This is a genomic window from Paenibacillus pasadenensis DSM 19293, assembly GCF_000422485.1.
GTDB lineage: Bacteria > Bacillota > Bacilli > Paenibacillales > Paenibacillaceae > Paenibacillus_O > Paenibacillus_O pasadenensis.
Window position 1 is genome coordinate 158,472 of the sequence record NZ_KE383849.1, and the last position, 22,566, is coordinate 181,037.

Consider the following 22,566-nt stretch of genomic DNA (forward strand, 5'->3'; position numbering starts at 1 on the left):
GCAATCCAAGGCACATTTATGCCTTGGATTCGACGAGTCGGCCCGCCTTGGACTTCCCCGCTCGTTTCACTCTATCGCCGGCGGCGATCAGCTCCGACGCCGCCACAGCCTCTGGCTGCCGCGCGCTGCGAACGCGCGCCGCTGCCGGATCGCGGCCGCGGCCTACTGCGGCGAGGCGCTCGCGCCGCGGCCCGTGCCGGCGGCCTTCGCCTGCCGCAGCGCCTCCTGCGCCGCCTGCAGCAGCTGCGCGGAGGCTTGGCCGTCGGCCGGCCGCGCCGTCGCCGCGCCCGTGCCGACGGAGATGAAGCCGCCGCTCGCGCCGTCGCGCGGAATCTGCAGCGACAGCACGCTGCTGCGGATCTCCTCCGCCAGACGCGCCGCGGCCTCCTCGTCTTCGCGCAGCTTCAGCACGAACGTATCGCCCGTGATTCTGGCCAAATAAGCTCCATGCTGCTTGGAGATGACGCCGAGAGCGTCAGCGACCCACTGCAGGCACAAGTCGCCGCCGCGGAAGCCGTGCAGCGCGTTGTACGACCGGAAATCGTCGATGTCGACGAGCAGCAGCGACAGCGGCTCGCCGGTCCGCTCCGGCTCGTCCCAGTCGGCTTCCAGATCCCGCTCGAACGTAAGCCGGCTCGGCAGGTCGGTGAGCGAATCGCTCGTCACATAGCTTTCCAGCTGGCTCGCGATATGGGAGAAATTCTCCTTTTGCTCGGGCTCCGCCTTGACTTCCTTGGCGATGACCATCGCGGACGGCTCTCCGCCGTGGATGACGGAGGCCAGCGTCAGATCCAGCTCGACCGGACCGCTCCCCTTGGGCAGGAACGTCCCCCGATACGAGTCCAAAAGGGCGACGTTCTCGCCCAGGCTGTCCAGCCGCGCCCCGAGCTCGCCTCGTCCCTGCTCGTCGAAGAAGTCGAGGAATCCGGCCCCTTCCAGCTCCCGGGCCGACTTGCAGCCGAGCAGCTCCGCCGCCTGGCCGTTGGCGTATACGACGCGCCCGCCCGTGACGGTCAGGAACGGAACCGGAGAGTACTCCATCAGCTGCAGATAGCGGTTCTCGTTGTCGCGAAGCACGCGGGCGTTCTGCAGCGCCTGCTCCTCGGCCTGCACGAGCTGATGCTCCGTCTCGCGCTGTACGATCGACTTCAGCTCCTGCAGCGCGCTCAGCTCCGATTCCTTCCACGGCTCCGACTTGCCCTTGATGACCTCTCGCCATTTTTCGAAGGACTTGCGCGGAGAGAGCCGCAAGCCGTCATCGGCCTGGATGACCGCCTTGGCCGGATCTCCCGCCCACTCGACGACCTCCACCTGCTCCGGACGGAACCAGAGGATGTAATGCTGCAGGCCGGGCGACAGCGCGAGGAACACCGCTCCCGCCGCCTTGTCCGCATAAGCGGCGGCGGGAGCGTATTCCTGGCCGAGCCTGGACGTATGGTACGCGTAGTCGGCCGACTGCGCTCCCATCCATCCGGCCAGCTCGCGCACCTGCGAGGCCGTCGGCGTCCTGCCGAACAGCTGCAGCTTGTCGCGGAAGCAGACGGCGGCGCCGCTCGCTCCGAGCAGCTCGAGCAGCTGCCGCTGGCTCTGCTCCACCTTCTGCATCGTCCGCAGCGCATTGCCGCCCGCGAACAGGCCGGTGAGCCGGGACGCGGCGGAGCGGGTGCTCAGCGTCCGCTCGTACTCCTCCAGCTGCTGGCGCTGGTACAGCTCGTTCGAGAAAAACGCGCCGAGAAAGTTGCACAGGCTCCGCACCCGATGCGGAACGTACTTGGGCGAATAGTGGTGGCAGGTGATGAGGCCCCACAGCTCGCCGTCGTGGATGAGCGAGATCGTCGTCGTCGCCGCGACGCCCATGTTGCCCAAGTATTCGATATGGAGCGGAGACACGCTGCGCAGGGAGGACAGGCTGAGGTTGAGCGGCTTGCCGGTGAGCGGCTGCACCGTCGGCACGATGGCCGAGGGCTCGTACCGGACGTCGACGATCGTCCGCAGCCAGTTGCGCAAGTACAGCGCGCGCGCCTGCTTCGGAATGTCGGAGGCCGGATAGTGATGGCCGAGGAACGGCTCCAGCCCTTCTTCCTTGGCTTCGGCAATGACCTTGCCGTTCCAGTCCGCATCGAACTCGTAGATCATGACGCGGTCGTAGCCGAGCATCTCCTTGACCTGCTCGGCTGCCGCCTGGCTCGCCTCGATCCGGCTCGACGCCTGCTTGATCCGGGAAAAGAACGTATTGATCCACTGGAAATCGTGAAGCGAAGGGCCGAGCTCCTCCTCGCACGGCTCCAGCTCCAGGATGAGCAGCCCTTCGCTCACATGGACGATGCCGGTGAACGTCATCCGGCTGCCGTCGGCGCGCGAGACCGGGACGGCGACATAATGGAGGTCCGCCGTCATCGTCGCGTCCGGATCCGTGCTTGCGATCTGCTCCGCCTTGTCCTGGCCGACGAGGCGCTCGAGAGGCTGCCCGATCAGCTCCTCCGCCGGATAGCCGAACAGCTCCAGCGTGCTGCGGCTCGCCTGCACGATGAGCGGCCGCTCGTCCCGCGTCACCGCCAGCAGCGCCCCGTGGGGCTGGATGCTGCCGGGAATATGGATCGGCTCCTTGTCGCAGTTCGTCAGGTCGATCTGCGCACCGTGCTCGTACTCTCCCTCGTCCAGAAGAGTCCGGTCCAGCGTCCCCTCCTCCATGCTTGCTCGTTCCTTCTTGATGGGAATTCTCCTCCTCGGCGGTTGGATTCGCGGAACGCGCGGCGTCCGTCAGGCGGAGGCGGCGACCCAGCGCTCCAGCAGGGCGAACGTCTCCTTGGCGGCGGCGATCGTCTCTTCCTCGCGTCCCGCCGCTCCCTGCTCGATGATGCTCCTCATCTCCAGCCAGCGGCTGCGGGTATCGTCTCCGTAGGCGCGGAAATAAGCGAGTCCCCGCTCCTCGTCCAGCCCGAGGCTGGCCGCCAGCTTGCGGGAAATGATCTGTCCGCCGAGAGTGGAGCCCTCCAGGACGTACAGATAGCCGAGCTTGCGCGCCGGATCGGACAAGTCGGGCAGCTCCGCGCAGCGCGGAATGGCGCCGAGCTCCTCCCTCGACAACCCCAGCTTCTCGAGATCGCTTTCAAGCAGCGGCGCCTTTTGCCGAACGGCCGCCTCGAGCCCCAGCGACTCCAGCTCCGCATCGGGATAGATCCGCTCCTCCGCCGGCTGGATGAAGCCGTAGAACAGCTCCAGATAGCGGCGATATCCCGCAGGATCCAGCGTGCCTTCCATGATCGCCCGAGCATACCGGTTCTCCTCCATGCGCTCGTGCTCCTCCGCGGTCTGGCCGCGAAGCCGTTCCATGATCGATTGGCCCATGATCCACCTCTTCCTAACCGCCTCGGCGGAAATGTCGCTGCCGTACATCCCAGCATGGAGCGAGAAAAAACGTCCATCCACCCATCCTACCATATTCAAAGAGCGCCTTGAAATGCCGAGAAAAATAGGACTATATGTTCAACAATTCCAATGATATAGTTAATGAACTATCTCAATCAAGTACGGAGGAACTATGGCTATCAAGAATGGAAAAGGACTCCATACCTATTCTTTCCAGACCGATCTGGTCGTCGAGGCAAGCACCCGCGATGCGGCCGAGGCGCTGCTCAGGCAGCGCCTCGGCGAGGCGGGGCTCGACCGCTACCGGATCGGCAAAGGAACCCTCATCGGCTTCTCGCTCCTGCCCGACACCGACGCCCCTGCCGCATCCGGCGCCGCGACCGTCCCGGCCGCGCCCGTCCCGCCTCCGGGCCAGCCTGCCGACGGCCTGCGCGATCTCGCGCTCGATCTGATCCGGCGCTGCGTCGATGACGGACGCCTCGTCCGGCTCAGCATCAACCGCGGCAAAGGCGTGCGGCTGAGCGTGCCTTGCCGGATCTTGCGCTGGGACGAGCCGTCCTCGCTGCTGACCGTCTACCATGTCGACGAGAAGCAGGTGTACACGTTCGGCATCGGCGAGATCGACGACTTCCTGCTGTAGCCGCCGGCTGGCGGCTGGCGGCCCGAACCTTTTCCCAACTCAAAAGACCTTGCCTCGATGCTTGTCCGAGGCAAGGTCTTCTTTTTTAAAGCATAAAGGGCCGATGCGGCAGATCAGCCTTCTCCCCTCGCCCTCCAGGCGCTCCAGGCGGCGATCCCCCAGGCGGCGATGAAGCAGACGCCTCCGATCGGCGTAATCGCGCCGAGCCAGGTGACGCCGCTCAGGACGAGGACGTACAGGCTGCCGGAGAAGATCCAGATGCCGGCCTGCATGAGGCGGCCGGCGAGGCGAAGCGGCCTCCGGTCGCCGAGCTTGCTCGCGGCGAAGGCGAGCAGGATGAGGCCGATCGCATGGTACATCTGATAGCGCACGCCCGTTTCAAAAATCTCGAGCCGGTCCGGCTCCACATGAGCCTCCAGCCCATGGGCGCCGAAAGCGCCGAGAGCGACGCCCGCAAGAGCGTAAAGGGCGCCGAAGGCGACGTAGCGGGGAAACATCGGTTGGACTCACCTCTTCTGTCGTCCCGGAAGGAACGGATTCTACCGTAGTATAGCACAACCCGCCGGCGCCGGTCCCGTCCGCGCCGCCCGGCGCTCCGTCATGATCGTCCTCCATCTGAATATACTTGGAGAACAGGTCCGGCGGACTCTGAATATCGAACGAAGCGGGGTGAGCGGCATGACGGAACCGTTGTTCATCGTCTCGCGCGAGGACTGGTCCCTGCACCGCAAGGGCTATCAGGACCAGACCCGGCATCAGCAGAAGGTCCGCGAGGCCATCAAGAAGAACCTCAAGGACATCGTCAGCGACGAGAGCATCATCCTGTCGAACGGCAGGGAGACGGTCAAGGTGCCGGTGAAGAGCATCGACGAGTACCGGTTCGTGTACAACTACAACAAGAAGCAGCATGTCGGACAAGGCGACGGCGACTCGCAGGTCGGCGACGTGCTCGGCGTCGATCCGAGCTCGGCCAAGGGCTCCGGCAAGGGCCAGGGCGCGGGCGACCAGGCGGGCGAGGATTATTTCGAGACCGAGGTCACGATGGATGAACTGGAGGATCTGCTGTTCGAGGAGCTGGAGCTCCCCCGGCTGGAGCAAAAGCAGAAGGAGAACGTGCAGGCGGCCGACGTCGTCTTTCAGGATATCCGCAAGAAGGGCATCATGAGCAACATCGACAAGAAGCGGACGCTGCTCGAGAACCTGCGCCGCAACGCGGGCAGCGGACGCAAGGGCATCGGCGGCATCACGCCCGAGGACCTTCGCTACAAGACGTGGCAGGAGGTCATGAAGCCCCACTCCAACGCGGTCGTGCTGGCGCTCATGGACACGAGCGGATCGATGGGCTCGTTCGAGAAATATTGCGCGCGCAGCTTCTTCTTCTGGATGACGAAGTTCCTGCGGCGCAAGTACGAGCATGTGGAGATCGTCTTCGTCGCCCACCATACCGAGGCGAAGGAGGTGACCGAGGACGAGTTCTTCACGCGCGGCGAGAGCGGCGGCACGATCTGCTCGTCCGCCTATCAGAAGGCGCTCGACATCATCGACAGCCGCTATCCGACCGCGAACTGGAACATCTACCCGTTCCACTTTTCCGACGGCGACAACCTGACCTCCGACAACGAGAAATGCGTCAAGCTGATCGACGAGCTGATGAAGCGCTCGAACCTGTTCGGCTACGGCGAGGTGAACCAGTACAACCGCAGCAGCACGCTCATGTCCGCCTACAAGCATATCCAGGACAAAAAATTCCTGTTCTCCGTCATCCGCGACAAGAGCGAGGTGTACGACGCGCTCAAGAAGTTTTTCGCCAAGCCCGCCGGCTGAGCCCGGCGCCCCTCCTGTCCGCCGATGGCGTCCGGCATGAAAAAGGGCTGCGCCCTTCCGCGACCTGCATGCAGGTCGCGGAAGATGCGCAGCCCTTTGGCTGGCGGGATGCGGCGCGCCGGGCTTCAGCCCCGAGGCGCTACACCAGGAAGATGCGGCTGATGATGACGAGAAGAATGAAAAGGACGAGGATGACGCTCGTGCTGGTCCAGCCTGCCCCGGCTCCTGCAGCATATGACATGGATGCTTCACTCCTTTTGCCTTGAATAGTCCAGCATATGCCCGGTTCGGGCGTTTGCTCTGGACGCATGCCCATGCCCTTGCAGCCGGAACGATCCGATCTTGAAAGGAGGCCTGAACGCCATGTCCGACCCGGCCCGCCTCGCCTCGGCCGCCATCTCGAGGCTGCAGCAGGAGCTGCTCCGCAGCCAGAGCGGCGACGGCGCCTGGAGAATGATATGCGAAAGCGGCGTCATGAGCGACGCCTACCTGCTCATCCTGCTGCAGGCGCTCGGACGCCCGCCGCAGGACGAGGAGCTGATCCGCCGCATCGCCGCGCGCATCGCCTCGCTGCAGCACGAGGACGGCGGCTGGCGGCTGCATGCCGATCAGCGCGAAGGCCATCTGGAGTCGAGCGTGGAGGCGTATTACGCGCTGCTCGCGAGCGGCGCGCTGGAATACGGCGATCCCGCGCTCGTCCACGCCCGCCGCTTCATTCTCGAGCGGGGCGGCCTGACCCGCGTGCGGGCGATGATGACGCAGGTGCTGCTGGCGATGACGGGCCAGCTGCCGTGGCCCAAGGAGCTGCGGCTGCCGGTCGAGGCGCTGCTCGCCCCCTCCTGGCTGCCGCTGTCGCTGTTCGACCTGTCCGGCCACGCGCGCGCCCATCTCGTGCCGGTGCTCATGCTCAGCTCCGGCTCGTTCCGCCTCGGCGAGGGCCGGCTGCCGCATCTGACGGAGCTGATCGCCGGCGAGGACCGCGGCTTTTCGCTGCCGACGCTGCTGCCCGAGCCGCTCGCCGGCATGCTGCAGGCGATGGCGGACGGCCATTCGCCGCTCTACCCGGCCTCGCTGGAGCGCGCCGAGCGCTACCTGCTGGAGCGGATCGAGCCGAACGGCACGCTGCTCACGTACTCGACCGCCACGATGCTCATGGTCGCGGCGCTGCTGTCGATCGGCTACGATCCCGGCGACGAGACGATCCGGCGCGCGCTGGACGGCGTCCGCTCGCTCGTCTGGCAGGAGCCGGAAGAGGCCGAGGCTGTGGAAATCGCGGCGGCGGCGGCCACGGGAACGGCATCGGCACCGCCGGAGCATGCCGCGGCCGGCCCGGCGCCGCAGCCGGAGCGAGCGCATCTGCAGATCGCCGACTCCGCGCTGTGGGATACGGCCATGATCGCCAATGCCCTCCTGGAAAGCGGCATGCCCCCCGAAGCGAACGCGATCCAGCGGGCCGCCCGCTGGGTCGCCGCCCGGCAGCAGAGCGAGGCCGGCGACTGGCGGCGCCGCGTTCCCGGCGTCAAGCCGGGCGGCTGGGGCTTCAGCGCCGTCAATACGCGCTATCCCGATGTCGACGATACGACGGCGGCGCTGCTGCTGCTGCAGCGGGCGGCAGGCAAGAGCGGCGGCGCTCCGTACTGGAGCGAGGCCGCGCAGGAGCGCGGCAGCCGCTGGGCCTGGGCGCTGCAAAACCGCAGCGGCGGCTGGCCGGCGTTCGAGCGCGAGTCGGGCAGCCCGCTCATCGGGCTGATCCAGTTCGAGCAAAGCGCGCAGATCGTAACCGATCCGCCGACCGTCGACCTGACCGCGCGCACGCTCCAGTGGGCGGCGCTGGCCTCCGCCCCGCTGCCGGGCTGGCTCGCCGCCGCGCTGCAGGCGGAGGACGACGATGCGGAAACGGCCGCCGCCACGGACGCCGTGCGCCGGGCCTGCGCATGGATCGTCTCGCAGCAGGACCACGACGGCAGCTGGGCCGGACGCTGGGGCATCTGCCGCGTGCACGGCACCGGCGCGGCGCTGGCCGGCCTGCTCGCCGTCAAGGCGCCGAGCTCGGCATCCGCCCTGTACCGCGGCATGCAATGGCTGCTCTCCGTGCAGAACGGCGACGGCGGCTGGGGCGAGTCCTGCGCCAGCGACGTCGAGGGCAAGTACGTGCCGCTCGGCGCCAGCACGCCTTGCCAAACCGCCTGGGCGCTGGAGGGGCTGCTCGCCCATCCGCATGCGCCGCGGGAGGCGGTCGAGCGCGGCATCGCCTGCCTGTGCTCTCTGCTCGAGGCGGACGACTGGCGCGGACGCTATCCCGCCGGCGGCGGCTTGCCGGGGCATGTCTACCTGCACTACGGCAGCAGCCGCTACATCTGGCCGCTGCGCGTGCTGGCGCAGTATGTCCGGCGCTACGGCGGCGGCATGCCGGCGGAGGGCTGACACCGGGATCTCGCCCCGGCGGAGGACCGGCTCGAGCCCCCGCCTCGGGGCGAGGACTGCTTCGGACCTGTACTAGCCGGCAGGTCCTAGAAGAAGCCTTGAGGCTGCGACCAAACTCCTTTTTATCGCCGATCTTGAACTTTGCCGGCGCTTCAGGCGTACGAAAGATGGATCGCCTTACAAAAGGAGGGAATTTTCAATGAAAAAAAGGATCGGCTGGATGCTGGCCGCCGCGCTCGTCGCGACTCCCGTGCTGCCCGTCTCCGCGGCTCCGTCCGCCCCGCAAGGGGCCGCTCCCGCCCAAGGACAAGGACTGGAGCGGATCGCCGCGGACAAGGCAAGGCTGCTCACCGAGCAGTACGGCACGGTCAGCGTCCAGTACGCGCTCATCGACGAGGGGAGCATCGTCGTCTCCGGCCAGAACGGCAAGAACGACGAGCAAGGGAAAATTCCGCTGGCCGCGGACACGATGTACGGCATCGGCTCGGTCAGCAAGATGTTCGCCGCAGCAGCCGTCATGAAGCTGGTCGACGAGGGGAAGATCGACCTGGACGTCCCGCTCGTCCAGTACATGCCCGACTTTACGATGAAGGACGAGCGGCATAAGCAGATCACCCCGCGCATGCTGCTGAACCATTCCTCCGGACTGCCGGGCTCGAGCCTGAACAACGTGTTTCTGTTCGAGGATCCGGACTCCTACGCCCACGATACATTGCTGCAGCAGCTGGCCGAGCAAAGCCTGAAAGCCGATCCCGGCGCCTTCTCCGTCTATTGCAACGACGGCTTCACGCTCGCGGAGCTGCTCGTGGAGCGCGTGAGCGGCATGGCCTTCACCGCCTTCGTGCACCAGCATTTCACCGATCCGCTCGGCATGGAGCATACGAAGACGCCTGCGGACGGGGTCGATCCCGCCCGGATGGCGGGGCTGTACTTCCCGGCGATGGCGCGGCAGCTGCCGAATGAAACGGTCAACATCTTCGGCGCAGGCGGCATCTATTCCACGGCGGAGGACCTGGCGCGGTTCTCGCAGCTGTTTACGGACGAGGAGCAGGGCATCCTCTCGGCCGAGGCGGCGGAGGCCATGGAGCAGCCCGAATACAAGAGGGGGCTGTGGCCCGAAGAAGCGGACAACAGCATCGACTACGGCCTCGGCTGGGACAGCATCCGCCTGTATCCGTTCGGCGATTACGGCATCCAGGCGCTGACCAAGGGCGGCGACACGATGTTCTACCATGCGTCGCTCGTCGTCCTGCCGGAGCAGGACATGGCGGCGGCCGTCCTGTCCTCGGGCGGAAGCAGCTCGACCGCCCAGCTGCTGGCGAACCAGATTCTTTTGGAGGCGCTGAAGGAAAAAGGAGAAATCCCGGACATCAAGCCGGACAAATCGTTCGGCAAGCCGGCGCCGGCCCCTCTGCCGGCCGGCATGAAGAAGCTCGCCGGCTACTACGGCATGTCCGGACAGCTGGCGAAGGTCGAGCTGAAGGGCGACGGCATGTCCGTCACGCTGCCTAACGCGCCGGAATATCCCGCGGAGAAATATATGTATACGGCAGACGGAACGTTCATGGACGAAGCCGGAACCGTCAAGATCGAGCTCGTGAAGGAAACGAACGGCCAGACCTATGTCTGGGTCCGCCAGTACATTTCGGTGCCGGGACTCGGACAGACCGCGCTGTCCCACTATACGATGCAGAAGCTCGCCAGCAATCCGCTTCCCCGGGAGACGGCCTCGGCCTGGGCGAAACGGGAAGGCAAGACCTACTACCCGCTCAATGAAAAATACACGTCGATGCTCTACCTGCTGAACCCGAAGCAGGACATCCGGCGCGTCGTCGAGTTCGGCGGGTATGCGAACGACAAGCAGATCACCGGCCCGAACAGCGCCGCAAGCCGGCTGCAGATTCCCGCCATGGGCGGCCGCGATCTGGCCGCCTACCGCTTCTACCGCCAGGCCGGCGCCGAATACCTGGAATCGGCCGGAATCCGCTATATCAGCGAGGATGCGGTCAAGCCGCTGCATCCGGGCAAGCAGTCGGCCGTGACGGTGAAGCAGGACGGCCATGCCAGATGGTTCACGATTCCCGCTGCGGCAGCGGGCAAGACGATGACGGTGAAGCTGCCGGCCGCAGGCGGATTCACCGTGTATGACGCCGCTGGCCTCCCCGCAGGCAGCAGCGTCGCCGGCGGCACGACCTCCGTCGCGCTGCCGGCAGGCGGAACGGTCGTCTTCGCGGGCGAGCCCGGCTCGGCGTTCGGCATCACGCTGAGCAAGAAATAAAGCTTCGCGCGAAGCTGAAGCCGATTCAACTTCATGGAAACCGAACAGGACGATGCAGAGGGAGATCCCTCGCATCGTCCTGTCTTGGCCTTCCTATTTCCGCTGCCCCGCCTCAGCCCTGCGCGTACCGTCCCTCGACGATCGCGCGGATCGTCTCCAGCGGCAGCTTGGGCTGCCGGTCGTACGTCAGCAGGCCGTTGATCTCCTGCTCGACGTCGGTCAGCTGCGTGTAGCACCAGCCCTGCACGATGCCGCCGGCCAGCGGCGAGATGACGTTGTCCAGCCGCTCGGCGAAGTCCTCGTCGCTCGACGCGCCGGAGTAGCCCCAGCCCTCCCAGTCGCTCTTCTTGTAGGCGATGCCGCCGAACTCGGTGACGAGGATCGGCTGCCCCTCGTACGGGAAGCCGTCGACCGCCAGCACGCGGCCGGCCGGCGAGGCGGCGACGGCGCTCTCCGCCGTGGCGTACCGCCGCTCGAGCACGCCCCGCCGCCACTCGTAGTCGTGGATGTTGAACAGGTCGGTGCGCACCATCTCCCAGCCGTCGTTGGAGACGACCGGCCGCGTCGCGTCGAGCGACTTGGTCAGATGGTACATCGCCAGCGCATGCTGCTGCTGGCGCTTGTCGACGGCGATGTTCGGCACGCCCCAGCTCTCGTTGAGCGGCACCCAGGCGACGAGGCACGGATGGTTGTAGTCGCGCTCGACGCTCTCCTGCCACTCCCGCGTGAAGCGGCCGACATACTCCTCGGAGTAGGCGTAGGCGTTGGCCGCCTCGCCCCACACGAGCAGGCCGAGCCGGTCGCACCAGTACAGGTAGCGCGGGTCCTCCAGCTTCTGATGCTTGCGCGCCCCGTTGAAGCCCATGTCCTTGGTCAGCTCGACGTCGCGGCGGATCGCCTCGTCACTCGGCGGCGTCAGGTTGCCGTCCGGGAAGTAGCCCTGGTCGAGCACGAGCCGCATGAAGTACGGCCGGTTGTTCAGACACAGCCGCCCGCTCTCCACGGAAATCTTGCGCATGCCGAAATAGCTCTGCACCTCGTCGAGCGTCTTACCGTCGCCGTCCACGAGCCGCAGCGCGACATCGTACAGCTGCGGCTTCTCCGGCGACCACCAGCGGCCGAGGCCGTGGTCGCTGAAGTCGCCGAGCGCGATGGCGCGCGACTCCTCGCCCCGCCGCACGGAGAACGTGTCGCTCGCCACCGGCTCGCCCTCGAACGAGATGTCGGCGCGCAGCGTCAGCCCGTCCGGCAGCGGACCTTTCACCCAGGAGCGCAGCTCGATGCGGTCGGCGTCGATGTCGGGCGTCAGCTTGATTCGGTCGAGCCGCGTCGCCTCGACGGCCTCCAGCCATACCGTCTGCCAGATGCCGGTCGTGCGGGTGTAGAAGATGCTGGCCGAGTCTTCCTTCCAATACTGCTTGCCGCGCGGCAGCGTCACGTCCCGGCTGTAGTCGGCCGCCCGCACGACGAGCCGCTGCGGCCCGTCTCCCGCCGCCCGCAGCGCGTCCGTGATGTCCGCGCGGAACGGCGTATGGCCGCCCTCGTGCCGGACGACGAGCGCGCCGTTCACCCAGACGCTCGCCTCGTAGTCGACGGCGCCGAAGTGCAGCAGGATGCGCTTGCCGGCGAACGCCTCCGGCAGCTCCAGCTCCCGCCGGTACCAGACGATGTCGTGGAAGCCCGGCTCGGCGATGCCGCTGAGCTTGCTCTGCGGCGCGAACGGCACGACGATGCGCCGCCCGAGCTCCGTCTCTCCCCGCTGCCAGCCGAGGCTCTCGCCCTCGCCGTCGTCGTCGAACTGGAACTCCCATTCCCCGTTCAGATTGATCCATGCCTCGCGGTAAAACTGCGGCCGCGGATGCTCCGCGCGCGGTTGTTCTGCCATGTTGCGAATCCTCCTCGTGTTAGCGGGAGCGCGCCTCGGCGCTCCCTCTCATGCGTTCCCGATATTCCTTCGGCGATGCGCCGGTCCGGCTCTTGAACACCCGGTTGAAATGCCTCACATGGGCGAAGCCCGTCTCCTCGGCGATCGCCTGGATCTTGTCGGAGGTGAGCGCCAGACGGCGCTCGGCCTCGCGCAGCCGCAGTCCGGTCAAATGCTCGACGAACGTCTCGCCGGTGCGCTGCTTGAACAGATTGCTGAAATAGGCCGGATTCAGGTACACCGCCTCCGCCACGTCGCGCAGCGTCAGCGGCTCCCGGTAATGCTCGGCGATGTAGCGCGCCGCAGCCGCCACCGGATCGCGCTCCTGCAGCGCCCGCGCCTGCGCGATCGCCGCCGCGAGCCGGACGAGCAGCTCCTGCAGCCGCTCGGACAGCTCCTCGCGCGAGCTGATCGCGCATACCTCCGCGAGCCGCTTGCCGATGTCCTGGCCGCCGAGCCAGGCGGACGACGCCCCGAGCTCCTCCGCGAGCTCGTAGTAGCGCAGCAGCAGCTTGCACAGCTGCTGGTGGATCGCCTCCGGCGAGCGGGCCGCCTCGCACAGCTCGCCGACCCAGAGGGCCGCCTCGGCGGCAATGCGCTCCGGCGCTCCCTCCAGCACCGCCTGCTCCAGCCGGTCGGCCGAGCGCCGGGCCGCCTCGCCGGCAGCCGAGCCGCGGCCGCCGACCTCGGCGTAGTCGAGCACGCAGTCGCCGCCCGCGATCAGGCGGTGCAGCAGGGCGATCTCCGCCTCGCCGTAGGCGCGCGGGATGCCGCCCAGCCCCTCGGCCGGCGCGCTGACGCCGATCGTCACCGTCAGCCGCGACAGCGACGAGATCTGGCGGCGGATCATCTCCGCCAGCGAGTCCGCGCCGGAGCGCAGCGGCTCCGGCGTCGGCCGGTTCACGAGCGCGACGACCTTCGTCTCCGACAGCACGAAGCTGATGCCTTCCGCATGGCGGTCGAGCATTTCCTGGGCGAACTGCTGGATGTACAGCTGGAACAGCGACGGATCGCCGCTGCGGTAGCGCTCCTCGCCGACCGAATGCTTGTCGAGGTTGATGACGAGGCAGACGAAGTACGGGTGGCGGAAGCTCGCGCCCATCTGCTCCAGCAGCTCCAGCTCGCCGGGCCCGATCCGGCCCGCCAGCAGCGCCTCGGCCAGATGGCCGGCGAGATGGCGGCGCACCTCCGGCTGCGCCTTCCAGCCGGCCTCCGCCCGGCGCTCGGCGCTGCGCCGCGTCCGCAGCTCCTCCCCGAGCCGGCCGAGCACGCGCGCCAGCTCCTCGCGCTCGATCGGCTTCATCAGGTAGTCCCTGGCCCCTTGGCGCATCGACTGCTGCGCGTAGGAGAAGTCGTCGTAGCCGCTGACGACGACGGTCAGCAGGCCGGGCTGGCGGCTGGCGGCGAGCCGCTGCAGCTGGATGCCGTCCATCCGCGGCATGCGGATGTCCGTCAGCAGCACGTCCGGCGCCAGCTCCTCGAGCCGGTCCAGCGCCTCATGGCCGTCGCAGGCTTCCCCGGCGACCGTCCAGTCCTCGCCGAGGCCGCCGATCATTTTGCGGAGCCCTTTGCGGAAGATCGATTCATCATCGACGATCAGGATGCTCGGCATCCGAATCCTCCTCCTTTCCGGTATCGAGCGGCAGCAGCGGCAGCCGCAGCGCGGCGCGGAAGCCCCGGTACGGCATGCTCTCCAGCTGCAGGCCGTACTCCTCTCCATAGTGCAGCACGAGGCGGCGGTGGACGCCCAGCAGTCCGTTGCCGGAGCTGCCGCCGAGCTCGCGCGTATGCCGCAGATGCTCGCGCAGCGCCTCCAGCGCCTCGCCCGTCATGCCGATGCCGTCGTCGGCGACGGCGATGACGAGCGTCTGCCCTTCGGCCGCGGCGCTCAGGACGATCCGGCCTTCGCCGGCGCCCTTGTCGATCGCGTGGTTGATCGCGTTCTCGACGAGCGGCTGCACGAGCAGCGGGATGACCTCGCAGCCGAGCAGCGCCGGATCGGCCTCCAGCGTGAACTTGATGCGCTCCTCGTAGCGCATCTGCTGGATGCTCATGTAGCCGCGCACATGGTCGAGCTCGTCGCCGAGGGTCACCCGCTCCTTGCGCCCGCTCAGGCTGTAGCGCAGCAGGCGGCTGAGGCTGTTGGCCATCGTGATGATCTCGCGATTGCCCTCGATCTCCGCATACATGCTGATCGAGCCGAGCGTGTTGTAGAGGAAATGCGGATTGATCTTGCTCTGCAGCGCGGCGATCTGCGCGTCCTTCTCGCGGATCTCCGTCTCGTAGAGCAGGTAGCCGAGCTCGCTCAGCTTCGCCGTCATTTCGTTGAACGACTGGCCGAGCGCGCCGACCTCGTCGCGCCCCTCGGCCGGGAAGCGCTGGCTCAGGTCGCCGCGCTCGACGCCCCGCATGAGCCGGCTCAGCTTGCGCAGCGGCTGCGTGACGCGGTACGCGATGAACACGTAGAGCAGCAGCGCGAGGCCGACGCAGACGGTGCCGAACAGGATCAGGAACGTGCGCAGCGTGTCGACGTCCTTCATCAGGCTCGCGAGCGGCACGACGCCGACCGTCGTCCAGCCGGTCACCTCCGACTTGAAGCGGGAGACGAGCAGGCCGCGGCCCCGCTCCTCGACCTGGCTCAGCCCGTCGCCTCCGGCGACAAGCGACGCTCCCGCTCCGGCGAGGTCGAGCGGAGCGGCTGCCGCCCCGCCCCCGCCTTTGCGGATGACGAGCTTTCCCTCGTCGTCGGCGATGTACAGCGACTCCTCCGCGTCGAGCTTCACCTTGGAGAGGATCTCGCGGATGAACTTGGGGTCGACGTCGATGACGATATGGCCGAGCGTGCGGCCGCTGTCGAAGCTGCGCAGCTCGCGCGCGATCGAGAACGCCTGGTAGACGATGCCGCCGGTCGAGCGCACATCATGCGTCGGCACGAATACCGGCTCGCCGTAATGGCCCTCGAAGCGGTCGAGCCAGGCGACGCTTTCGTCGAGCTTGTAGGTCGTCACGTACTGGCTCTCCGGCAGGACGACATAGGAGGCGCCGTCGCGGCCGTAGAGCGACACCCCGAGGATGTCGACCCGTCCGTTCAGGAACACCTGCGTCACGAAATTGTTGAGCTCGCTGATCTCCTCGAGCGTGAGCGGCTGCCCCGGCGTCCGCTTGGACTCCAGGAACGCCGTCACCTTGGGATACTGGTACGGCATGACCGTCAGCCGGTTCAGCTCGTTCATATAGGTGTCGATGTTCAGCGTCATCTGCTTGATCGCCTGCAGCTGCGATTCGCCGACCTTGGCCTCCGTCGTCTCCGAGAAGCGGGCGAAGGCGAAGCCGCCCATCAGCCCGAGCGGCAGGACGATGAACACGGCGTTGATGAGGATGAGCTTGCGCGCGAGCTCGAGGCTGCGGAACCAGATGCCGAATGCCTTCATGCTGCCTCTCTCCTTCGCCCGCTACTTGGCCAGCGCCGCGTCGACCGCCGCCTGCGCCCGCCGCAGCGCCTCGGCCGGCGTCTGCTGCCGGTAGATCATCCGCTCCCACTCCTTGATGAGCAGCTCGATCATGCTCCACTGCTTCACCTGGCGCGGCCAGTAGGCGACGTCGTTGGCCACCTCCGCATAGTCGCTGCGGAACTTGAGCCGCGCGTACGCCTCGCTCGCCACGACCTGGCTCGAGCTCGGCACATGGCCGGCCTTGGCCCACAGGTCGCCGTGCTCGACCGCCCACTTGGCGAACGTCAGCGCCGCCGCCCGCTTCTCCGGCGTCAAGCCGGCCTTGGCCGGCAGCGCCAGCGTATGCGTGTCGCCCCAGACGGCGGCATGGTCGTACAGCACGGGGAACGGCACGACCGACAGCTCCAGTCCCGGCGCCTGCTCGAACGCGCCCGTGCCCCACATGCCGGTGACGAGCAGCGCCGCGTCGCCGTCGTGGAACAGCTGGAACGCGTCGTTGATGCCGGACGGGATGAGCTCCTTGCGGTACAGGCTGTCGACGAGCTCCAGCGCCTCGAGCGCCTGCGGATTGTCGAACACCGCCTTGCCGCCGTCCGCGCTGTAGAACGCGCCGCCGCCGTCCATCTGGTTGTACAGGCTCCACCACAGCCATACGGAGTCGATGCGCGTGCTCGGCAGCGCGAGCGGAGCGACGCCGGGCGGACTGCTCGCCTTGAGCCGCTCCAGGAAGCGGAGGAAGCCCTCCTTGCCCGGCTCCAGCAGCGGCTTGCCGTCGTCGCCGAGCAGCCCGGCGCGACGCAGATGCGCCTGGTTGGCGTACAGCACGAGCGCATGCGTGTCGAGCGGCACCGCATAGTGGGCCTGCTCGTAGAGCGTCGATTCGACGATGTTGGCGTTGAACTGGCTCCAGTCCAGCCCCGCCGCGGCCGCCGGCTCGTCCAGCCGCTCGATGTAGCCGTTCTGCACGAACTGCGGCAGGTTCGTCGCATGCACGATCGCCAGATCCGGCGCGTTGCCGGCGAGAATCGCCGTGCGCAGGCGGGAGTAGTAGTCGTCCAGCCGCGAGTTGATCTGCTCGACGCGGATGTCCGGATGCTCCGAGTTGAACGCTTCCACGATATCCGTCATGAAAATGTTGTCGCCGCCGCTGAACGGCGTCCAGTACTCGAGCACGATCGGCTCGACCGCCGGGCCCGGATCGGGCTGCGGCTCGGCCGCCCCGGAGCAGCCCGCCGCGAGCAGCGCCGCCGCCGCTGCGGCCCATCCGAGCCGCCGCCAGCCTCTCCGGCCGATCCAGCCTCTCCAGCCGCCGCTGCCTTTCCAGCCTCTCCAGCCGCCGCTGCCTTTCCAGGCGCTCCTGCCGCCGTCTCCGGCGGCGCGCGCTCCGCTCCGCCGCGCCTTTCCGGCTTCGCAGTCCATGCTGCCGCCCTCGCGCTTCCATCCGTGCCGTCCGCCGCTCCTGCCGAGCTGTCCGCCGCTTCTCATGCGCCATCCCCCTGCCGCTTCATCGTTGTCGCCTTAAGTTTCCTCCGGCAAGGCGGCTGCCGTCAACCGCCGGGACGAATCCAGATGTCGGCAAAGTCGACGCGCAGGCTGCCGGCCCGCGCCGTCAGCTCGATGGCGCTCGCGCCGGCAGGCAGCTTCAGCTCCGCCTCGTACATCCGCAGCTCGCCCCGCTGCTGCGGCTCGATGTCGAGCGTCCGCTTCGCGCCGCCTGCGGATATCTCCAGCTTGGAGCCGTCCGCCGGGTTCAGCACGGCCACGGACACCGTGTACGTGCCGGACTTCGGCACGCGCACGTTCGGCAGCCGCACGCCGGCGCCGGCCTCATGCAGCAGCGCGGCAGCGCCGCGCGAGGCGAACACGTTCTCGTTCTCCTCCGCGCCGCCGAGCATCTCGCCCCATTCCGCCTCGAAGCGCGGCAGCTCCAGCGCCAGCAGCTCCGCTCCGCCGCTCGCCCGCGCCCGCAGCTCGCCGCCGCCCTCCGGCAGCTTCAGCTCGGCGTAGGCATAGCCGACTGCTCCCGTCGCGGTCGGCTCCAGCTCCGCCGTCTCGGCCTTGCCGGCGGAGGAGCTCAGCGAGATGCGTCCCGCGCCGCCCTCCGCCATCCGGTAGTGGAGCAGCACCGGCACGACCGTCTCGACGGTGGAGACGACGTCGCTGAACACAAGCTCCTCGCCGTCCGGCCGCGCGTCCTCCGCCCGCAGGACGCCCATGCCGGACGGCGCCTCGATCGCCGCCTCCAGCGGCTGCGGCGGACCGAAGTCCGGCAGGCCGTCCGCGGTCCAGCCGACCTTGGCGGCGCGCGCCTTGCGGTTCGCCCAGCCGTCGGACTCGCCGCTCGTCGCGTGGTAGACGATCCACGTCTCCGTCCCGTCCGGCGACGCCGCGAACGAGTTGTGCCCCGGCCCGTACACGCCGGCCTCCGCGTCCGGCGCGAGCAGCGGCTCGGGATGCTTGCTCCAGTCCTCCGCCCGCAGCGGATCGCCGCCCTCGCGCAGCGAGAGCGCGCCGATGCTGTAGTACGGCGTCCAGCTGCCGGCGCCGGAATAGACGATATGGACGCGTCCGTCCCGGCGCAGCACCGACTGCCCTTCGTTGATGTACGGCGGTCCGCCGGCCTTTTCCCAGTCCAGGTCGGGACGGCTCAGCAGCACGCGCGGCCCGCTGATCGTGAGCGGATCGCTCATCGGAGCGATGTACGTGTTCTGGGCTTCGTTGACGTCGCCCTCCCAGCCCGACCAGATGAAGTACAGCCGCTCCTCATGCTCCATGACGAGCCCGTCGATCGCCCACTTGTCCGTGTCGTCCGCGATCTTGCCCTTGAAGGCGTATTCGCCCATCGGGTCGTCCGTCGCCGCTTCGAGCGCGTACATGCGGTGGTTGGCGTTGTCGCCGTCGTCGGCCGCGAAGTAGATCAGCCATTTTCCGCGCACATGCTGGATTTCCGGCGCCCACAGGTTCGCCGAATAGGCGGTGCCGACCGGCGGATGCCAGACGACCTTGCGCTCGGCGGAGCGGAAGTCGAGCGTGCGCGACTTCATGACCATGATGTCCGTGCCGCCATGGGTGAACGTCATGTAGTAGAATCCGCCGTGATGGACGACGCTCGGGTCCGGCGTGTCGATCTCGGCCAGCGTGTTCTTGAACGTGCCGCCGTGTCCGGCGTACGACGCATCCGTCTCATCCGGATGTCCTTGCTTGCTCCACATCCAATAGCCTCCTCCCGCGATCAAAAGCAGGAGCAGCGCCGCCAGCAGCGTCGCCGTCCCTCGATTCCTTTTCAGCCGCATCGCCTCGTTCTCCTTCTAAGCTGCCTTATTTGACGCCGCTGCTCGTAATCGCGCGGACGAACGACTTCTGCCCGAGGATGAAAATGAGCACGACCGGAAGCGCGGCGACCGTCGTCATCGCCATCAGCTTGCCGTAGCTCTGCGTGTAGCTGCCCGTCGCCATCATCGCGATGCCGGCCGTAATCGTGCGCATCTCCGGCGACGTCGTGGCGTAGAGCGGCCAGACGAAGTCGTTGTAGATGCCCATGAACGTGAAGATGCCGAGCGTCACCAGGATCGGCACGGCCGACGGCATGAGGATGCGGGCGTACAGCTGCCATTTGTTGACGCCGTCGATGCGGCCGGCCTCCTCGATCTCCTTGGGGAACGAGAGGAAGAACTGGTACAGCAGGAACACGCCGAACGCGCCCGCCGTCGCCGGCAGGATGAGCGCAGGATACGTGTTGATGAGGCCGAGCGCGTTGAACTCCATGTACATCGGCAGGAACGTCAGCACGCCCGGAATCATCAGCGAGGCGATGAACATCGGCAGCAGCAGCCGGCGCAGCGGCAGGTCGGTCAGGCGCGCCAGCGCGAAGGCGGCCATCGAGTCGATGACCAGCACGATCGCCGTGCCGATGGCGCCGACGGACAGCGAGTTGGCGATCCAGCGCAGCACCGGCGTGTTCATCAGCTCGCCGCCGAGCCCTTGCCGGAAGTTGTCGAGCGTCGGCTTGCGCGGCAGGAAGTCCATCCGTCCGGACAGCGCCTCGAAGTCGTTCTTGAAGCCGGTCGAGAGCATCCAGATCAGCGGCAGCACCATGACCGCGGCGATGATCGCGGCCAGCAGGAGAAGGATCGCCTGGTTCCGTTTCGAAGTCGTCATCTAAGCCTTCTCCTTTCGGTTGGTGAGCTTGAACTGCACGACGGACACGGCCATGATGAGCAGCGCCATCAGGATCGCCATCGCCGACGCCGAGCCGACGTCCTTGCGCGCGAACGCCTGGTCGAGCACGTTGATGAGCAGCACGCGCGTCGTGTCGCCCGGCCCTCCGCGCGTCAGCAGGAACGGCTGCGCGTAGATGTTGAACGAGGCGATCGTCGAGGTGATCATGACGAACAGCATGACCGGACGGATCGTCGGCAGCGTCACGGAGACGAACTTCGACCAGGCGCCCGCCCCGTCGATCGAGGCCGCCTCGTACTGCTCCTCCGGCACCTCGTTGAGCGCGTTGATGAAAATGATCATGTTGAAGCCGATCGTCCACCAGATCGTCGCTCCGATCAGCGACACCCACGCCCACGGCGTGTCGGTGAGCCACGGAATGCCGGCGAAGCCGAGCCGCGCGAGCAGGCTGTTGATGAAGCCGGCGTTCGTATCGAGCATCATGAGCCAGATGACGGCCATGACCGACGCCGAGAGCGCGTACGGCAGGAAGTAGAACGTGCGGAACAGCCCGCGCACGCGCGCCGGCAGCGCGTTCAGCAGCATGGCCAGGGCGAGCGCGACGAAGATGAGCAGCGGCACCGAGTAGAGGACGAACTGCGCCGTCGTCCACAGGCCGCGGAAAAACAGGCTGTTCTCGTACGTGCCCGGCGTGAGGATGGAGATATAGTTGCTCAGGCCGACGAACGCATGCTCGCTCGAGAGCAGCTCGAAGTCCTGGAGGCTGATGACGACCCCGTACAGGATCGGGAACAGCAGGAACAGGCCGAAGCAGGCCAGATAGGGCAGCACGAACAGGAACGAGGTGAGCCGCGAGGTCCATTTCATGGATGGGTCCTTCCTTTCATGGGCAGCGGGCGGGCGAGAAGGAAAGAAGGACGAGAGAGCGCACAGCCCGCTCTGCCGTCCTTCCGCTTTCGCTTCCCGGCAAGCCGGATTATTTCATCGCCTGGCGGGACTTGGCGACCGCGTCGTCCATCGCCTGCTGGGCCGGCTTCTTGCCGAGGATCGCGTTGCTCAGCTCGCCCCACAGCGGCTCGACGATCGTGCCCCAGTTGAGCACGTTCGGCGCGAACTGCACGTCGGCGAAGCTGCCGGCGACCGTGCTCTGGAACTCCAGCGCCTTGAACTCCGGCGATTCCAGCACCTTGTTGGAAGCGACCGCCTGGCCGGACTCCGCCCAAGCGAGCGAGTCGCCGGAGACGAACTTGAGGAAGTCGCCGATCGCGGCGAGCTTATCCGCATCCGTGACCGCCTTCGGCACGACGAAGCCGTGCGAGCCGGCGTAGACCGCTTTTTTCGCCTTGCCGATCTGCGGCATGACGGCGACGCCGTAGTTCAGGCCGGCTTCGTCGAACTGCGACTTCATCCACGGACCGTTGAACTGGATCGCGTTTTTGCCCTGGAGGAACAGCGTGTTCTCTCCGTCCTGCTGCACGTTGCCCGGGGAGATGCCCTTCTCGACCATATCCCGCAGCCATTGCACCATCTCGACCGCCTCCGGCGAGTTGTACGCCACGTCGGAGCCGTTCCACAGCTCGCCGCCGTTCTGCCAGACAAGCGAAGGGAAGATGAACTGCTGCGGCCACAGCGTCGGCACGACGTAGCCGTACACGCCTTTGTCCTTGTTCGTCAGCTTCTCGACGGCGGCGTCGAACTCGGCGCGGTTCGTCGGCGGAGCGGAGATGCCGGCTTGCTCGAACAGATCCTTGTTGTAGTACATGACGGCCGGGTGGATGTCGAGCGGGATCGTGTACAGCTTGCTGTCGATCGTCGCGTACTTGATCGGCGCCTCGGCGAAGTCCGCGGCGTTGATGCCGGCCTGGGACGCCAGGTCGTCGACCGGCTGCAGCTGGTCCTTGCTCTGGTACGTCGGCACGGAGTCGACGTGCATGATCATCAGGTCGGGCCGCTCCTTGCCGGTGCTGAGCGCGACGTCGAGCTGCTTGTAGTACTCGCCGTTCGGCTGGATGACGAATTTCACCTTGTAGGCGTCCTGCGAGCTGTTGTATTGGTCCACGATCTTTTTCATGAACGGGCCGTCCGAGCCGGAGAAAGGAGACCAGAACAGAATTTCCGTCGCTTTGCCGCTTCCTCCTCCGGAGGACTGATTTTCGGCCGCGCTGCCGCTGCCGTTTCCATTTCCGTTTCCGTTGCCCGAGCAGGCGGTGGCCAGAAGCGGCACCATCAGCGTCATGGCGAGGATCGAGGCTTTTTTCCGGTTGCGTTTGCTCATCCGAGATACTCCCCTTTTATGTCGGTCTTCCACGAGCGAGGCTCGTTGGATAGCCTTATCGTAAGGGAAGGAGACGCTTTGAAAAATGGCGCTTCTACAGATGAAGTGGACATTTTTACAGGTCCTGTCTTCGGAAAGAGGAATCTAAACCCGCTTATATGTATATCCTGTGGATATACAAATTGGGAGGAGGGCGATATA

16 protein-coding genes are annotated in these 22,566 nt (G+C 66.8%); 4 read left to right on the forward strand and 12 right to left on the reverse strand.

Annotated features, from left to right (window positions below; translation table 11 throughout):
- Positions 1-162: 162 nt before the first annotated feature.
- Positions 163-2,691 (reverse strand): diguanylate cyclase domain-containing protein, encoded by a 2,529-nt coding sequence (locus H582_RS27820; protein ID WP_052333308.1) that lies wholly within the window; start codon positions 2,689-2,691, stop codon positions 163-165.
- 69 nt (positions 2,692-2,760) lie between these two features.
- Positions 2,761-3,348 carry a biliverdin-producing heme oxygenase gene (locus H582_RS0115015; RefSeq protein ID WP_028599173.1) on the reverse strand — a complete coding sequence of 196 codons (588 nt, stop codon included), beginning with the start codon at positions 3,346-3,348 and terminating at the stop codon, positions 2,761-2,763.
- A 193-nt stretch (positions 3,349-3,541) separates the two neighbouring features.
- On the opposite strand from H582_RS0115015, the gene H582_RS30195 reads away from it, so the two are divergent.
- Entirely contained in the window at positions 3,542-4,009 is a 468-nt protein-coding gene (locus H582_RS30195) for a hypothetical protein (RefSeq protein ID WP_028599174.1), read from the forward strand.
- 113 nt (positions 4,010-4,122) lie between these two features.
- On the opposite strand, the gene H582_RS0115025 is transcribed toward H582_RS30195, so the two are convergent.
- On the reverse strand, positions 4,123-4,506 hold the full coding sequence (locus H582_RS0115025) for a DUF423 domain-containing protein (RefSeq protein WP_028599175.1): 384 nt from the start codon (positions 4,504-4,506) through the stop codon (positions 4,123-4,125).
- Positions 4,507-4,687: 181 nt separating this feature from the next.
- Between H582_RS0115025 and yhbH the strand changes: the two genes are divergently transcribed.
- The gene (gene yhbH, locus H582_RS0115030) at positions 4,688-5,833 is read left to right on the forward strand and encodes a sporulation protein YhbH (RefSeq protein WP_028599176.1); all 1,146 of its coding nucleotides are present in this window, start codon (positions 4,688-4,690) and stop codon (positions 5,831-5,833) included.
- A 139-nt stretch (positions 5,834-5,972) separates the two neighbouring features.
- Here yhbH and H582_RS31995 read toward each other — a convergent pair whose 3' ends face one another.
- On the reverse strand, positions 5,973-6,074 hold the full coding sequence (locus H582_RS31995; RefSeq protein WP_028599177.1) for a hypothetical protein: 102 nt from the start codon (positions 6,072-6,074) through the stop codon (positions 5,973-5,975).
- A 122-nt stretch (positions 6,075-6,196) separates the two neighbouring features.
- On the opposite strand from H582_RS31995, the gene H582_RS0115040 reads away from it, so the two are divergent.
- Together H582_RS0115040 and H582_RS0115045 are read left to right on the forward strand one after the other, a co-directional pair.
- Positions 6,197-8,257: a prenyltransferase/squalene oxidase repeat-containing protein gene (locus H582_RS0115040; protein WP_043111407.1), complete on the forward strand. Its 2,061-nt coding sequence runs from the start codon at positions 6,197-6,199 to the stop codon at positions 8,255-8,257.
- Between the two features lie 199 nt (positions 8,258-8,456).
- Positions 8,457-10,535 carry a serine hydrolase domain-containing protein gene (locus H582_RS0115045; protein ID WP_028599179.1) on the forward strand — a complete coding sequence of 693 codons (2,079 nt, stop codon included), beginning with the start codon at positions 8,457-8,459 and terminating at the stop codon, positions 10,533-10,535.
- A gap of 112 nt (positions 10,536-10,647) precedes the next feature.
- Here the strand turns inward: H582_RS0115045 and H582_RS0115050 are convergent, their stop codons facing one another.
- The 8 genes from H582_RS0115050 to H582_RS0115085 all read right to left on the reverse strand — a co-directional run bounded on the left by H582_RS0115050 (position 10,648) and on the right by H582_RS0115085 (position 22,365).
- Positions 10,648-12,420, reverse strand: a complete 1,773-nt coding sequence (locus tag H582_RS0115050; protein WP_028599180.1) for a glycoside hydrolase family 2 protein — start codon at positions 12,418-12,420, stop codon at positions 10,648-10,650.
- Positions 12,421-12,439: 19 nt separating this feature from the next.
- Entirely contained in the window at positions 12,440-14,071 is a 1,632-nt protein-coding gene (locus H582_RS0115055) for a response regulator (RefSeq protein WP_028599181.1), read from the reverse strand.
- Positions 14,046-15,890: a cache domain-containing sensor histidine kinase gene (locus H582_RS0115060; protein ID WP_052333309.1), complete on the reverse strand. Its 1,845-nt coding sequence runs from the start codon at positions 15,888-15,890 to the stop codon at positions 14,046-14,048. Before H582_RS0115060 ends, H582_RS0115055 begins: the two co-directional genes overlap by 26 nt.
- Before the next feature lie 21 nt (positions 15,891-15,911).
- Positions 15,912-17,396: an extracellular solute-binding protein gene (locus tag H582_RS0115065; protein WP_240479027.1), complete on the reverse strand. Its 1,485-nt coding sequence runs from the start codon at positions 17,394-17,396 to the stop codon at positions 15,912-15,914.
- Positions 17,397-17,458: 62 nt separating this feature from the next.
- Positions 17,459-19,204, reverse strand: coding sequence for a family 43 glycosylhydrolase (locus H582_RS0115070; RefSeq protein WP_028599184.1), 1,746 nt, complete (start codon positions 19,202-19,204; stop codon positions 17,459-17,461).
- A gap of 25 nt (positions 19,205-19,229) precedes the next feature.
- On the reverse strand, positions 19,230-20,069 hold the full coding sequence (locus H582_RS0115075; RefSeq protein WP_028599185.1) for a carbohydrate ABC transporter permease: 840 nt from the start codon (positions 20,067-20,069) through the stop codon (positions 19,230-19,232).
- The gene (locus H582_RS0115080) at positions 20,070-20,957 is read right to left on the reverse strand and encodes a carbohydrate ABC transporter permease (protein WP_028599186.1); all 888 of its coding nucleotides are present in this window, start codon (positions 20,955-20,957) and stop codon (positions 20,070-20,072) included. It lies immediately after the preceding gene.
- A gap of 109 nt (positions 20,958-21,066) precedes the next feature.
- The gene (locus tag H582_RS0115085) at positions 21,067-22,365 is read right to left on the reverse strand and encodes an ABC transporter substrate-binding protein (RefSeq protein WP_028599187.1); all 1,299 of its coding nucleotides are present in this window, start codon (positions 22,363-22,365) and stop codon (positions 21,067-21,069) included.
- Between the last annotated feature and the right edge of the window lie 201 nt (positions 22,366-22,566).